The sequence below is a fragment of the Vibrio tetraodonis genome (genome assembly GCF_003350295.1).
GTDB classification, from domain to species: domain Bacteria; phylum Pseudomonadota; class Gammaproteobacteria; order Enterobacterales; family Vibrionaceae; genus Vibrio; species Vibrio tetraodonis.
Map to the genome: position 1 here is coordinate 133600 of NZ_QLYY01000013.1, position 17268 is coordinate 150867.

Consider the following 17268-nt stretch of genomic DNA (forward strand, 5'->3'; position numbering starts at 1 on the left):
TAGATATTTTCAGACAAAAAAGCCGCAAAAATGCGGCTATCATGAATTCGTATTTGTTGAAACAACCATAAGGTGATATTTTTGTCCTTTTATTTTCATATACTTACCTAAAAACAACCATATGTTGATATCGCCAAAAACAACCATACATTGATATTTTTGTGATAAACCGAGCTAATGCTGAGTATTAGTGTAAGAAAGTTTCTTACACTAATACGGTCGTTGTACCAAGCTTGGTTAATACTAAGCGAGCACACATTGAACTGAACTTCAATGTGTGATTAATAACCCAACAGTAATATGTATAGACAATACTGATTGGAAATACCTACAACACGTTAACAGCAATCCAAGTGGACCAATTAGCACTGTTAGACACTTTAGCTAATTTATATACTTCAATTAACCTTTTTATCTGGTCGTGTGTGTTTCTCATAAAATCAAACCGATGCATACCACCTGAGAGATCTAATCGCCAATAGCCAAACCCTTGATCTAGAGTGACTTCAACTATATCACCAGTAGAAAAATGCAACTTTATCGCTCTTCGGTGCGGCACTTCTCTTTTATTGTCAATTATATTTATATCTACTGTTTTAGCGGCCATATGAGTCAACCATGCACCAAATATTGCTTTATAGTCATCCCGATCATCCCAATCATGGTTTACCGTATAAGGATTTCTATTTTGTTCATCAAAGCAACTATTTACTTCTATTTGGCAATCTGATGTTCCTACTAGTGCTTTGAGAACTTCCGCTAACAATAATAAAGAAACTGGGCTTTGGAGATACCGATCCGAATACGAAACACTCTTCAGTTCACCTTCTTTAAGTAGCTTTGTTAGTCGCTCATCTTTACTTTTTAATAACGTCAAAAAACCTCGACCGAAGTTTGAGAGCTGCCCATTTAATTCAGTCGCAATATCAACATGAACAGCTCCTAACAAGTGAGTTGGTTCTTTGGAGTCTAACTCAAAAGGAATTGTCGAGATTTCTGGTTCACTATAAGAAATAATGGAGATGTCTTCTGCTGTAAGCCAATGCTCTCCTGGGGTGGTGGCTCTAACGTCAAGGTTGGCTAATGTTGACCAACCACTACTTGTCAAGCCTTGGAAAACGATCGCCCCACACTCTTCCCCATATCTTAGATGAACTCCAATTTGTTGTATGTCCCTTAAGAAACTCACAATTTCTTCAGTAAATTCAATTTTAGGTACAACGACGGAAACCGCTATATTCCTTGCTAATAGTTCATGCAATTTAGTTTTCATCAAGACGAGAGATGTATCCCACCCTTCTACTTCAGAAGAAAGAACAAACAAACATTCCAATACCTTTTCATTGAGTACATCGTTCAACTGCGCTTCGATAGTTTGGGGGCAGTACCTCCCATCCTTGATAAGATTTTGGTGCTTAGGCGATAGTGATACGTAATGCTTAAAATCCTTTCCTAACCATTCTATTGCTAACATGCGATCGAGTTTATCGGTATCGTGTTTCGAATCCGCTTCTAAGAGGCACTCAGGGCAAAACGCATCACACTGCTTCCTACAATCAAGCTTTACAAGCAACCCATTCAATATTTCAGATATATGACATGGTGCTTTTGTCGCAAATCCAGCGCCTCCCCCAACACTGTCGAATAATTGAAGCACCAACGCATGTTGATTGTCACCAATGACTGTTGGTCGAACGCTATACTGGACCTCATTTGTCGAGACACCGAGTTGCTCTACTAAGCACTTCCGTAACGCTACAGCCAAAGTGGTAGCTATTTTTCGACCCTGCTCATTATCAGGTATGTATTCACCCGTTTTGGGATTCTTAATCACCAGTTCAAATACGTCTGTTCGAGAGTTAATACCCAAATGAATCGAAGACATTATCTTGGCAGCCCCGTCACAGTCCGCATGTCGACCTACTTCATCTTTATCGAACTTACTAGGGCGCGGTGGTTTATGTGTCTTTTCAAAGTTAAGTGCGTTTGGCAACTCACCTTTCGCTGTCATTGACTCTGCACGACCACAAGCCATACATAACGCATATCCTTTACCCGACAAACCAGAACTATGATGGAAGACCTTACCGTTATTATCAGAGACCATATATCCAAGTGCAGGCATTGGTAATGGAGTCGCTGTACCTGATGCAATAACCCAGGAAGGTTGAACGGGAACATAAACATTATTAGAAATATTATTCATTGGCTCTCGATAATAATCAGTGACAAACCCTGTAGGCTGAATTACTTTTTTGCGGCATTCCGTGTTATCAGGAATTGCTTGCCCACAAGCGATATTAGTACACACGAGATTACTCGAATCAGATTGTACTTCTAAATCAGTTTCGTAACCTGTCTGACCACACCTTGGACAACGCCAGGCTAGGTCAAACTTCTGAGAATCTTTCGCGCCATCAACGTGAATTTTTTGCCAATTCAGAGAAATACCTGCCGCTCGATGTACTCGACCATCAAGCACTATTTCAGAACCAGGAGCATACTCGCGAATTGCAACAGCTAAATTTCGACTTGGCAATCCTCGATTTATAGAAACATTATCTTCTCGATCGAGTTTACTTAGATTCCTAAATTGAAGCTGCCTTCTAAAATCGACGATATTATCAGTATCCAAGTTTACGATATCCGTAGGGAACCCATATCCCGGGAGGAACGCCCTTGTTGCTAAATCCCGCAGCAAATATTCTCGACATAAACGGGACTTCTCACTATTTAGCTTAAAAGCATATGGACCATCAGGATCAACACCGACCAATTCATTTTCTATGTATTGATATTCATTTACCCACCGAGTGGTTATTTCCTCTATTTTCTTTGCTGAGATCTTACAAATTCGTGCCAAAGGAGCATTTCTCAACGCTGTACCTTTAACTAAAGTATACAAGGCTGATTGAAACTTCTTATCACACGTTTTCACCCAATTGATATAACGTTCTGCGATAGATTTTTCGTCATTTACCTTTGCATTAAACCACTCGAGATCTAAGTTAAATTTTTCTTTACTTGTTAAGCCAACTTCTTCGATTAAAAAACGCCCCATCAAAAATGAATTTACATGTCTCTGCACCAATTTCTCAGATGAAAATTCAACGTGTGGAGCAGGTATAACGGTGGTGAATGGCCATTTCGGGTTGTTAAAAACCAACGAGTCATGAGGATTGCTTTTGCATAGCGTATAACTTATCGCTCTAGACTCTTTAGATCGGCCTGCCCGACCTGCGCGTTGAAGGTAGTTAGCAGGGTGTGGCGGTACATTATTCATCACTACCACAGTAATCCCCCCTATATCAACGCCCATTTCCATTGTTGTAGAGCAATTGAGGACATTTTTCCTACCAACTTTAAACTCATCCTCATATATTTTAAGTCGCTCAGCGGATTGTTGCGCAGAGTGTTCTGCAGAAGAGTAGTAAAAACCACCCTCTACTGTTCTGTCATTAATATCCGTCCACAAGTTTTGCTCTCTTAGTGCTTTCACTTCCGATGAGTTCGCAATAGCTTTGCGCGTTAAAATCAGTGAAAGCAAGAAGTCATCACTTCCTTCAAAAGCCCATACAGCCGGAAGTTTCACTTCTTCACATAGATTATCATCTAACTGACCTTTAAAGGGAATATACGGAGTGATTCCTTTGAACGTAGTATCCAACAGCTTGTTCGTAACTGGGCATATGTAAGCCGAATTCATCAATGAAAAGCTGACATTAGTCAAGTTCAAACTATATTGTTTGTCTGCTGTTGAATCTTGCAAGATTTTCGAACCAGTTAACGCATTCCAAGCAGAAATCAACCAGCCATTAATAGTGTCTTCTCCTGACGTACTCGTTATATCAATACCTGTGGCAATAGTGAGCAAATTGATTATACGCTGTTGACGTTTACTGCCTTTTCTTACTAGCGGCCAACTCTTTGCTCTGTTTTCATCGACATCACTCGCGTCAGGCCCTAATAAGGTTTTGGGAGAAAAGTGCATGCCGATCCAACGAATCCATTCACGATCAATGGTTATATAGGAGTTTTCGCGTACAAAGAAATCCAGACATACTTTAAGGTAATCGCGCCAATCTGTTACTATTAAGCCGTAATTTTCCCAAAGCTCCGGTACAACATCAATTTTATCCAATCCTGGGTAGACTATCTTAACCAAGCCCTGAGTTTCTAGACTGTTTCTATTTTTGGGTCGTCTAGCAAATTCTCTTGTCAGTAGCATTTGAGTCAGTCGTATAGGCCCAGTCGAATCATCAAATATTTCCGGCGACAACCTCTTGTTCTCTTTTAACATCGACTCTTTTAAATCATTATCTTGCTTAATAACATCAACAAGATCAGACCAAGGGACCGTTTGAGGCACCGGTATAGCAACCGAACTACTAGCAATATTAATATATTCTTTTAGTGCTTTTGCGTCTTCAGGCATGGATTGTTCGATGGATGGCAACATAACTCGTAGTTTTTCGATCGGCATACTCAAGTAGTCTTTCACCTGGTTAAGTAACGCCCCATCTATAACAACTTTGTCTTCAACATGCCTACGAAGCTCCTTAAATACTAGACCTCGCAACCGAGACCGCTCAGCTTCTTGTTGCATCCGAATTGACATTTTTGCGGTTCCTTGTCGGCTATCGGTAAAGGTAATTAACCGACGTCCTCTCCCTGGAACGGAATTAGGACCTATCCTGGATTCTTTATCCACCTCAATATCTGAGCAGTACTCGAGTACTGTTGGTACCGCATTCGCCGTATAGAATGGCGCGCCTAATAGACCTCTTCGCAACGCTTTATTGTACTGACCTCTTCCTGAGTAACCACATTCACAACACTGTTGCGATTCACTCATCGACTTAGTCAACCTGATTGGACTCTTATCTAGAAAGCGTTCATGTCCAGCAATATCAAAACCCGTTAATAGGTAATCATCGCTCTGTTTTGAGCCAATAACGACTTGAGTATCACTTGCCGTTGCATTTTTAGAAAACTGATCTGAGCGCTCTTCATCCATCTCTTTTTCAGCTTCATCAAGTAGCGAAAACTCATCATTAATTTTTCCCGTCCACTGTTGCAAATGTCCATTGTGATCGGCTGCCAATAAATGAGGTTCGTTACAATCATTGCAAAACGCAAGTTCAAGCACTACCGCACCACAATGACATTTCTGACGATGTTCACTATACACATACCCAAATGGCCATGCGCCATTCAGTTTAGATTGTTTTTTATTCGGGCAGTTGGGGTCAATACAGCACCACAAGCCATGCAATGTTCGCTGAAAATAATGAGCTCTGAGTTTTAAAAATGCCTCACTATTATGGGAACTTTTAGTTCCTGTGCAAATATCTAACCATCGAGTTAACTCTGCTTCATCTAACTCATAAGGTTTTAATTTATCTATTAATTCAGCGTAATGTACTGGACCTATATTGTCTCCAGATAACAATTCTCGTATTTTCACAGCTAATGCTGAACTCGCTAAAGCAGAGTATCGACGTTCTGATACTTCCGAGTTTTGACTCCGCTTCTTCTCTTTGGGTTGTTCACCTTCTGGATCTATCGCTTCTATTTCACTGAGGGTTAAATTTGCTGGCGTTACTTTGGGCAACTTAGGAACAACACGTTTCCCCCCAATGACAACTACCTGCTGTAGATCAACATTAGCTAACCTAGCAAGATATTGTTTTAGTTGCGTTTCAGCTTCTGCGCCCGCAATCGTTGCGGAAGTCGCAATAAAGCGAATATCTTCAGGCTTAACATCAAAAGCTTGCATGACACGTCTTAATTGCAGAGCAAGCTCAGCGGCCTGGGAACCAACATACGTATGCGCTTCATCTAGTACGATCCAACGCAACTTACCCTGCGACTTTTGGATAATGGGAGCATCAGCTTGCCTCACCAACATATACTCCAGCATGGTTCCGTTAGTTACCAAAATGGGTGCTGGATCGTCTCGCATCAACTTTCTAGAAAGAACTTCCTGAGGCTGCTTTCTTTGCCTTTGCCTATCTTGGGCTTTAAGGTCATTTGGGGTATTCCCGTTATACAAACAAAAACGAATATCTCCGTTAAAGTGCCTCGTCCAAGCATTTAGTCGTTCTTTCTGAGAATTTATTAACGCATTCAAAGGATAAAGAAATAACGCTCTCACTCCAGTTAGCGAATTGTTTATCTGTTGCGTTTCTCTATACAAATCTTCGAGTACTGGCACCATGAAGCACTCAGTTTTACCAGAGCCGGTACCACTGGTGATAATTTGAGATTGGGGTTGAAGATCAAGTAAGCCCCTCCATGCTTCTAATTGGTGTTTATATGGTCTTATCTCACGATTCAACACATACTTACACTTGCAACTGCTGTCTTTTTTACACCCTTCTTTATGCGGTGCGACATCTAGCGCGTCTAGTAGTTCTGGGCTGAGTAGGTTGTTATGTTTAGGGTTAGAGAGGTCTTCTATCGTTATTTCGTCTGCTTCCCAAGCAAACATTTGCTCAAACACAGGACCATGAACAAACTTTTCATCCGTCTCCATCAACTCACTTAAATGGTTTCTAAGAGCGGGATTATTAATACCCAAAATACTCAAAGTTGACTCTTTTGCTCGGCTATTAGCTTGTTGTTTTAGGGTGGAAAAATATTGCTTCATTTAAGCTTCCTCTTGAGCAAATACATATAATGCACTTTGAAATACGGGGTTAAACCAATGACGATCAAACTCGACAATCTGTCGCAAATGGAAATAATGAATGGGATAAAGTGTCGACGATAGTTCTTCCAATTGAACTTTTCCACACGCCACTGCCGCTGCAAAGATAGGAAAATAAAGGACGCTCTTGTGGAACCCACGAATGACTTCGAAATGAATAAGCGATTCACAGTGTTTTTTGCACCATGTTTCTAACTCAAAACTAAATGCTGTCGGCCACTCACGGTCAGACAAATGAACTCGCACCAAGTCTTGACTCCATTCAGGCAGACAATGTTGAAAAACAGCTGACAAATTCGGTTCTGATTGGATAAATTGATCGGAGAACAATGCTCGACACTGTTCTTCAAACAATGGGGTAAATTCTGAAAGTGTTTCTAGTCTACTGTTTACTTTGTTATCCACCACTTTGTCAGGCAGTCCTATGCTTAACAACATCTGACGATATTTATCAATATTCGACTGCCAAATATGCAGCGGTATAAGCTCCCAAATAACATTAAATTCCACTTTCAAACGTTCCATTAACTGAACGGGGTTATCAGCTTTAAACGCAAGTGCTGATAGGCAAGCGGTGTGTTTCACTATTGCTTTCCATACTTCAAACGTAGCCATTGGGAGGTGAGAATAATTGGCAAACAAGTCATTAATAAATCGCCAACTACTGTGATTAAAATCATTAGCTAACATTGGAAATACATCGGCTATCGCATTTGGATTAGTTATTGGGTGGAATAAGGCAACAGCCTTGTTTAAGGTATGGATATCACTAATACAATCAATAGCCTCACTACCAGGAATAAATTTTGCGCGAAATGCCAGCTCAGTCTTGCTTGAAGGAACGATTAACGCTGGCTGATATAACCTTTTATTCAGTTCGAATACACCTGTCGCTGCGCCATTGGAATATCTTTGTTGAAGAGCATGCGGTTTTTCTGCTGGGTCTGCCAAATTAATCACTTCTGGCTGAATGATGAAATCTTTCCCCAGCTTCACGTCAAAACTTACCGTCTCATTAACCAACTGGGCTTCGGTTGCATATCGACCAATAATTATTTGTTGCTCTCTACAACCCGCCCCCCCAATTACCATTCGAACTTCATCATCAAGTTCACCAGATGCCGCCAGTAGCTCCTGAATTCTATGACGGAACTCATATAGACTTACTTCAAGGACCTTATTTGTAACCTTGTACTCCCAATAATAATAAGCATCACGAGACTTCATAGGTCCTTTCAATTCAATATGATAACTCGCCGCAACATCCACGCGCGGGAAAAACTGAATACGCGCGCCTAATAAATCATCGATGGTGATACGTTTAGCTAGACCCTTACCATCTTTGTCAAAGATTAATGCACTAGACGCTGGAAAAGGTACCCGTACTTTTATCGGGTCAGCCATCAAGTTAGCACTTATGGAAAGAATAATATCTGCTGGCGGTGCCCCTTCGGCTGTCACCTTGATCCTTTTACCGCTTTCTATATTTATTTTCTTATAAGAGATTTGCTCTCCTTCTATCGATACAAATAAGTTGCGTTCACAATGAAGATCAACGTAGCCACTATTAGCTTGTTTAGACGGCTTAAGCTCAAGCTGGAATGACTGCGGAAGAATAGCAAGCCGTTTACGAAGTATTGTGCGATTACCACTCCCCTTTAAACGTACTGATTGGATACCAAACAAACCAGATTGATGAGCTTCTCCTAATGGCTTACTACCTAACCACAATTCTGTATTCGATTCTTGACTGGTAATGGTTGGCAAACCCAAATAGATTGGTTGTCCCGTACTAGAGTAATACTGTAATTTAGCTCCTCGCACACTCACTTGCTCAGCCAACACTGCTGACTGACGAGTCGATATTACATAGGTGTCGCCTTCTTCAGTACGGTAATCAATCTTAATTTCCCCACTAAACTCTACTAATTGGTAGCGTTCAGTCGTTACTGACTTGCACAAGTCTGGAAACTCGGCTGTGTACGTTGAACCTTTTAGCAAAAGAGCTTTAAGTTGGTCTGCTTTGACATTTACGCTTCCTTGCCCAATGACCCAATCATGTTCACCGTCTGACTTAAGTACAATCGGCATCTCATTGATAGAGATGTCACAGTTCGGAATTTCTTCTCGATGGAGCTCAATACCAGCTTGTAACACGACTAGGTACAAGTCTTGCTCTATGGATTGGCGACGAAACTCACAAGCAGGGGTTCGCAAAATAACCTGAGTCATTTCACCTTCAAAGGTTGTATGCCCAACACCCAACTCGGCAATTACTCGATTACCTTCTTGTATAAATAACTCAACTCGACTATTTATCAATGCTTCGCGTTTAAAAGGCATTGATATCGCCTTCATCAATTTAATTTGAGTAACAAAGCCCAAGTCTTCATTGTTCGAAACCCTTTGCCAGCAAATAATTCGTTTTGGTTGTTGTGATTTGCTTTGTCGCTGAACTGAAGCTGACGTCAGTAAACTGGAGAGAAATTCACTGCCAGTGTCTGTATCAAGTGGGATTGGAAATAGATCTCGCCAATTTGGCAATTGAGCGTCTAAATGGTTGGCTGGTTGTTCTTGTTGTTGCAAATTGTATTCATCGGTTAAACGCAACAATAGCTCCGCCATATTAGTAATAAGATCAACGGTCGTTTCTTGTCTAAATGCCTCAGGTAAGTGTTCAAGCCCCTCTAACACCAACTCAAAAGGCGACTGACCGAGTGCTTGAGCATCATCAAAAACCCTAAGAATACGCTTAAAAATTAGTAAGAACCTGCCACCTTCACTAGCTAGCAGACCATAAGGTAGACCCCCCTCTCGAAACACTGAACCAAGAAAACTATGCCTATCATCGTTATATTGACTAACGGTTCGCTGCCAATATTTAAAACCTGTTTTTATTACCTTACTACGTTGATTTGCATCTAACTCAAACCCTAAACTGCTTGATATACCACTCCAACTCCATCCTCCTTGATATTTACGTCGGTACCATTCAGCACTAAAAAGACAAAAAGCCGCACACCAGCTACTATCCCGATGCAACTTTGTTGGCAATTTTTGGCTTTTTAAACTGATTTGCAAATGACGATATTCGGGCTCTGATAGTTGATAGGTAAATAGCGGCTGACCCGTGGGCTGAGATAGTTCTCGTTTCGTCAAAATGGCCCTTAGACAGCTATTAACAGAAGTAGAGTCGAATATCATACTTGCAGATCCAAGTTTGCTACGGGGCGTAGTATCCATTGATAACCCCTCCTTAGTGCCTAGCCTCAAATTTTATTTTGCTAAATACTCCGTACTTAGCAGCCCTCAAATACAATCACACACATTGCAACAAATATCATAACAGGTAACAAGTTGATTTTATATGGGATAAGTAGGCAGTCACACTTTGATTTAGTAAATAAAATTACCGAGGTGTGACTAGTTTTACATAATTTGCGAGCATTGCTCTTAGACGTGAGACCTTGGAGCCCCTAGGTATATAAATCTAAAACCTGACTATTCAGTAATTATCCTCGTAACTAAAAAGATACTCTAGTCTATCACCTTCCCTTGCTACTCTACGACTGTGAACGCTATACCACATGCACCGACTATTTTTAGTTTTGTATGTTTGTTGACAAAGCCCCATACAATGGCGATTACTCCGAATAAAACACCAATTAATGGAATAAATGGCATCCCACCAATAACATAGCCTAGACAGCCAGCTTCTATATTATTTTCTTGTTTATTTTCCATACTACTTCGATACTTCTTGTGGTTTATAACGCTGAATTAAGGTGTGATCAACGCTACCACGAAATTTAACCATACTAACGTAAACACAAAACCCAACGATAGAATAAAAAACCATGACTGTTTTTTCTTTTCACCGTTATATATCACTTATGACTATATTGCATACCACTTGGCTTTAAGCGCGCTAACGAGTTGCTCAAGGTTGTCTAAATTTCGAACCACGCGCCAGAGTTTGATAGAAAGATATGACAGAGACTGGGCATTTTATCAGACATTCATCCAACCTCTGTCTGCGCAGATATCAATTGGGCACTTTTATTCGGCCGTACATAAGAGGAAGTTCATGCTCTAGCTCAAGAATGGTTTTTAATCTCTCTTCAAATGATTCTGGGCGCTTGTCTATGCGAAAATAGGTCCTTGGGCGCTCTCTAAAAAAGTGCTCTCCTGTGATTAACGCGCTTTTGCCTTTATCCATATAATTGAATAGTTGAGCAAAGAAATAGTCGTTATCTTTCTCTCCATTGAGTGTCACCTTACCCGTAGGCTGGATAAGGATGGGCTGAGTACAGTAGCCAATTTTACCTTTTTTGTTTTCGCAATATAGGTACAGTTGCAGGCCTGTTCTGTGTTCCAAAAAACCTAAATTTTCAAACCGACAAGCAGCGACACGGCCAAAAAACCAAGTATAAACAATCCCTCTTTTGCGATCGAAATAGATATCAGCAGGTCTTGGAGTATTAATAAAGAAAATGCTAAAGAAAATTGCCAAGCATAGGGAAACACCAGAAACAACAAAGTCTTTTATCAGAAATTTTTGCTGGGTTTCTGTTCCGTAAGAAAACACAGCTTGGCTGTAACTCCAAAGAGTATAATTACCATCCGTATCAAGCATGGTTTTATAATAGGAATAACGGTTACTGTGAAATTCATTAAATTCATACCCCATTGATTCTTTGACTTGATAGCTACTCAGAACTTCCCTAGCATGAGCCAGCGAACTGGGACCTAAATCACTTGAAAAAGTGTATACTAAAAACCAAAGCGCGATAACTAGCGGTACTAGAAACGGTAATCGCAAATTATCTCTTGCGCTGCGCACGGCAAGCACATCATCTGTGACCTCCATAAAAGGCTCAAGTGGATCATCTTCAGGTTTGATTGAAGTGATCTTGGCAAACTCTTGTCGCCATTTCACTAGCTTTTGTGGGTAATGATACCTAAATAAAAAACCGTGGCTGTTTTTTCTTTTCACCGTTATATATCACTTATGACTATATTGCATACCACTTGGCTTTAAGCGCGCTAACGAGTAGCTCAAGGTTGCTAGCTTTCAAAGCACATGCCAGAGTTTGATAGAAAGATATGACAGAGACTGGGCATTTTATCAGACATTCATCCAACCTCTGTCTGCGCAGATATCAATTAGGTACTTTTATTCGGCCGTACATAAGCGGAAGTTCATGCTCTAGCTCAAGAATGGTTTTTAATCGCTCTTCAAATGATTCTGGACGCTTGTCTATGCGAAAATAGGTCTTTGGGCGCTCTCTCAAAAAGTGCTCTCCTGTGATTAACGCGCTTTTGCCTTTATCCATATAATTGAATAGTTGAGCAAAGAAATAGTCGTTATCTTTCTCTCCATTGAGTGTCACCTTACCCGTAGGCTGAATAAGGATAGGCTGGGTACAGTAGCCAATTTTACCTTTTTTATTTTCGCAATAAAGGTACAGTTGCAGCCCTGTTCTATGCTCCAAAAAACCTAAATTCTCAAACCGACAAGCAGCGACACGGCCAAAAAACCAAGTGTAAACAATCCCTCTTTTGCGATCGAAATAGATATCAGCGGGCCTTGGAGTATTAATAAAGAAAATACTAAAGAAAATTGCCAAGCTTAGGGAAACACCAGAAAGAACGAGGAATACTACAAAAGACTCTTGCTCATATTCTGTTCCGTAGGTAAATACAGCTTGACTGTAACCCCAAAGGGAGTATTCACCATTTTTATCAAACATCGTTTTATAATATGCGTAGTTTTCCTTATCGTAATCGTCAAAGTAGCCACCTCTGGCTTCTTTGATTTGGTATTCAACAATTCTCTCTTTCCCTGTATTAATAGATGCAGTATTCAGCCCCAACTCTCCGACAAAGGTATAAACCATAAACCATAGTCCTATAACTAAAGGAACTAGAAATGGTAATCGCAAATTATCTCTTGCGCTGCGCACGGCAAGCACATCATCTGTGACCTCCATAAAAGGCTCAAGTGGATCATCTTCAGGTTTGATTGAAGTGATCTTGGCAAACTCTTGTCGCCATTTCACTAGCTTTTGTGGGTATTGATACCTAAATAAAAAGCCATGACTGTTTTTTCTTTTCATTCTAATCTCTGCTAAATATTGCTTGGTTTATCATCAATCATTCCATAATACGTTTTTTCAAGAACGCCGTCTGACGTTAGCATACGTTTGGGCACAATAATATCTGGGCTTTGTTGGTAGTACCAATGCAAGTGCAGCTCTTCATCTGGCTTATTGTCCATCTCAACCGAAAAATTCAAATATAAGGTTCCATTAATCATTTCAGATTGGAGGAAATCTTCACTGTTGGCCGCCGCGCTAAGCGCCTGTTTAAATGCTTTTGTTGCCACTTCATCTTCAACCCATTTACGATTGACTGGCTGAATATAATCCACAATTTTTTTGCTGCATACCATACCAATAAGATTGGATTGCCCCTTTATATAACTGGGCAATGCAATGCGATAACCATAGACTTTTTTGGTCCGTGATAAATCCTCCTCAACCCAGACTTTTAGCTCAGGGCGCAATAATAAGTTCATAAACTCTTGCTGTTCTATCTCAAATGCCAAACTAAATTTTGATTCATGGTGTCTTTTAGCTGCGACATCCAACCTTTGCTGCATATTAAACTTACCACCCTGTTCAAAATACCAGAAAGAGTAATTTTTACTGTTACCCCAAAAGCATCGAACCAGCAAATTTTCCAGTTCAGTCTTGCCATACTTTAGTTTCATTGACTCAGCTACAATCAAAAGGGAGAAACCTATCAAAGCAAAATACCCAGAGCTAATGGTCGCTGAGGAGATATTTCTCAACGCCAAAAGGGGCCCTGTAGCAAACATGGAATAAGCTATCATAGAGTTGATGTTGGCATACATCAGTCCTGTATTTCCCGTCTCATACGCATCTACAGCATCTACCGCTGAGGAGGCAACAAGTGCTAAATTCGACGCACCAATCAAGCCTGACATAATCTTAGATTGCACTAGCAATGAAAGCTGCTCTAACCGACGGTCAATTACCCGAGTGGCCGCGTGTGCGCCTCCTTTTGTTATCGCGCCAAGCAGCCCAGGCAAGCCAGCGTATACGGCTTGATAGAATTTCTCGGAGTTCAGGGCTTTTTTGGCTAATAGCAGTTGCGCTCTTTGGGCCGCACTATGGTCAACAATCGCGGCCGATAACGCGGCAACTGCCAACGCATAATCTTGACTGGCAGACAACCAATCGTGACTTTTTGTCGGGTCGGCCTGTTCAAATTGATTGGATTGAGTCAACTGCACTAGCATATCGATATTGGCTCTTAAAGACAGCATAGAGATGGCTCCATCGGCTGTTTTACCCAGCAAATTAGCCGTAGTGTCTGCGTCAAAATTAGCAAAACGGTGTCCGTATTTAGGCAGCTTTAAATACGAGACCGCTTTATTATCTGCTTCTGTCTCTAGCCGAGGGAGCGTGGTTGTTTTTTCCACACTAGCCCATTTGATTAATTTGGTGGCGGCTGGCATTACCGATTGCGTTCTGGTCATTTTGAAATGACGTTTCCCTACCGAATCTATGTGCTCGGCGAGTATTTTTCCGAGTTCCTCCAGAGTAATTCTAACGTTCCCGCCTTGCTCAACAATACCAAAGCCTTTTTCAAAGAAATCGGGGATAAAGTTGAGTAGCCCAGAATAGGCCGCTGGTTTTAAATTTAAGGCGGTCTTAGCCACCGTATCTGAGCCATAGGTGGCGAGCGCTGACACCCAGCTCCAGAAGAATTTTAGGAGATTAGGCGTTGTATCGGCGAGTGTCGCAGCCAGTTCAGCCCAATCAACTGTGCTTTGGCATTGAAGAAGGATCAGCTTGAGCTTTTCTTCGTAAGTCAGGTAAATATTGTTTGCACCTTGCTCATAAGCCAAGTTCATCATATTAATGGCCGTATCATGACCTTCCTGAGTGCCCTCAAGACCATCCATAACACTCGACATAATGTGGTTGAGCTTCTGAACTTCTTTAAACGGCTCGATAGACTCCTCGGAGAAATACATATCGAAATAAGCATCAAGGGCACCCAATGAACCGTCTGCTAAATCTTCAAACGCGAACATTGAAAACAGCTTGAGTATTTCAACTCTTCGCGTCTTAAAGTCTGAAAACAGTGCTTCTCTCTCATCATAGAAACTGGTCATTGCCTCAACATTGATGTTTTCTTGCACTGCTTTTCGGATCTCAGGATCTTTGTCGGGTTTCATTAGCTCACGAATTATGTCACCGATAACTCTAGGGTAAGTATCCGTGTTATCAGCCGCTTTTTCTGTCGTAACCAACAGTGATAGCACAAAGGACATTTCCGCTTGCCGCCCGACAGGATCAAACAAGGCGATAAGAGTACCGTCTTTTTGTTCACTGTGACTTTTTTGCATGGTTTCAACCAGCTCATCGGCGGCAAGGTAGTAGTTTTTCGCCGTGGTGAACACATCCAAGCCGTATTTGCTGGGCTTGTCTTTGCTTTTATCCGCTAGCCATTTCACATCATGGCTGCGGTAATCTTCCACCAAACTACTTAAGGTATCTTGGGTGGCGGTGTCGCTAAAGTCATCGCTGGCGGCCATGTCAACTTGCTGCATGGCTTTGGTGCGCCATTCTTGGTCGCTGTTCATCTTATCTATGATGTCGGCGGCCCATTCGTGCTCTGAGTAAGCAATCGAGATTTTTTGTGTGCCATTGGTGACAAAGGCAAACGGGTAGAAAGTCGCGCCGGATGATATATCGAGCGTTAAGCCATCTTGGGCGTTTTCTTCGTTGGTGAAATAGTACTTCTCAAACTTTTCAATCACGCCGGTGGCGGTTTCGGTTTGCGCGTAGCGGAAGATATGGATCTGCTGATTATCGGCTTTACCTTCTTCCTCTTTGATGTAAATCCAACCTTCACGCAACAGGCGCAAGATATAACCGCCAGTTTCATTAAGGCCGGAAGCGCTGGCCATTTCTGGCAGAGTGGGCGGCGCTTGGGCAGGCATAATGGTGTCAAAGAAGTTGGCATAGCCATAGCGCACTGGATAAATTGGCAACACGTCGGCTATTTTACCTGGCACTTCGTTCATAAAGGGTTCGACCAAGTCGATGGTTTGTGTGGTGTTGACTACGGTTTCAATTACCCCAGCTTCAGCAGAATAGACGTTGTCAGCAGCTTTAATCACCTTAACGTTGGCGGTATTGCTCATTAGCGTAGACACCCTAAGCTGCATTTTGGCAAATACGCCTGCGATAAGCTCAGTTAACCCCTTGCCGTAGGTCTTAATGGTGTTGATGTGCTTGTTAAATAGCTCATCGGATAAATAGGCGTATTTAAGTTTGCTGGCTTGATCGCGCAAAAACTCCAGCCGTGATTGAAGCTTTTTCAGCAAGCTATCGAAGCTTTCATTCACGGCTTTTTTCGCTGCTGCCCAATCATAATCGTTAAGGTAAGATTGCGGGTTCCCCTCACCACGGGCGCGAATGAAAGCCAGCAAACGATCTGTGGTTTCATACGGCGCAAGACGAAGTATGGCCGAGAGTATTTCACCCTCTTCCAGTATCATCGGCATGGTATAGGCGAGCAAAGCTTCTGTGGTGTGTGGCAGTGGCATATTTAGATTGCCAACCAAGGTCTCACAAGATTTTTCTAAGCTAAACTCGGTTGCTGGGTGCACGTGGGTAAAATGCAGGCGCGTTTCTAGCCCAACAATATCTTGAAAATAGCGGTCGGTGGTAAGCTCATGGCCAATTGCGCCCCATGGTGCCAATCCCGTTTCTACCCGTGTCGGTTGCCAAAAGCCTTGATTACGTTTTCGCGCCTTATCGAAAAAGTCGTCGTCACTGATTTCTTCAATGCAATGCGGATTGGTGCGCCGAACTGGAGAGAGACAAAAATCATCTTGGCTCTCTTGCATCACCAGTTTGACTTTACCCGGCATTAAACTAGAAACAGAAGACTTACCTGAACCATCTAACGCACCAGCACCAAGTGGCGTAATCCCTTCATCGGTTAATGCGTAAGGGGCATTAGTCAGACGCTTGCCGTTGGGGTAACGTACACATACTTCAACACTGCAAGGAATATCCAACATAGGATCAACCGTCACACAGGGGTTCTGCACTCCAGCCATGCAAGTTGTGTTACCCTTGTTCATGGTCATTTGATCGCTCAGGCGCGCCACGCCTTTACCCTCGATGAACACATTGGCTGAGGCAGAAATAAACTCGGCTTCATCTTCAATCGTCCCAGACGAAATGCCTTTTTGGTCACCATCAGCATCACCAGTACTGACCGCAAATTTACTGCCTTTGATAGCAATGCTGTTGCCACCATCGGCGCTCACTGTAGTGGTACCCTCAACAAGATCGGCCGATTTCGCATTATTACCATAAGGAATCGGCACAACCGCAGGGCCGACTGTCGTTAAACATACATCAGGAGAGGTCGCATTGGCTTCACCGCCTGACCCTTTGTGAACGATACTTAATCCATTGGCGTTGATAGTAACTGGCATACTC

6 protein-coding genes are annotated in these 17268 nt (G+C 42.0%); all 6 read right to left on the reverse strand.

The window, feature by feature from the left end; translation table 11 throughout:
• Positions 1 to 328: 328 nt before the first annotated feature.
• A complete protein-coding gene (locus DPF90_RS10330) occupies positions 329 to 6652 on the reverse strand; it encodes a DEAD/DEAH box helicase (RefSeq protein WP_114786256.1) in 6324 nt (2107 codons plus the stop codon).
• Positions 6653 to 9955 carry an STY4851/ECs_5259 family protein gene (locus DPF90_RS10335; RefSeq protein ID WP_114786257.1) on the reverse strand — a complete coding sequence of 1101 codons (3303 nt, stop codon included), beginning with the start codon at positions 9953 to 9955 and terminating at the stop codon, positions 6653 to 6655.
• 315 nt (positions 9956 to 10270) lie between these two features.
• A complete protein-coding gene (locus DPF90_RS10340; RefSeq protein ID WP_205395185.1) occupies positions 10271 to 10456 on the reverse strand; it encodes a hypothetical protein in 186 nt (61 codons plus the stop codon).
• A 301-nt stretch (positions 10457 to 10757) separates the two neighbouring features.
• Entirely contained in the window at positions 10758 to 11708 is a 951-nt protein-coding gene (locus tag DPF90_RS10345; protein ID WP_114786258.1) for a hypothetical protein, read from the reverse strand.
• Between the two features lie 166 nt (positions 11709 to 11874).
• A complete protein-coding gene (locus DPF90_RS10350; protein WP_114786259.1) occupies positions 11875 to 12831 on the reverse strand; it encodes a hypothetical protein in 957 nt (318 codons plus the stop codon).
• An 11-nt stretch (positions 12832 to 12842) separates the two neighbouring features.
• Positions 12843 to 17264: a PAAR-like domain-containing protein gene (locus DPF90_RS10355; RefSeq protein ID WP_114786260.1), complete on the reverse strand. Its 4422-nt coding sequence runs from the start codon at positions 17262 to 17264 to the stop codon at positions 12843 to 12845.
• Between the last annotated feature and the right edge of the window lie 4 nt (positions 17265 to 17268).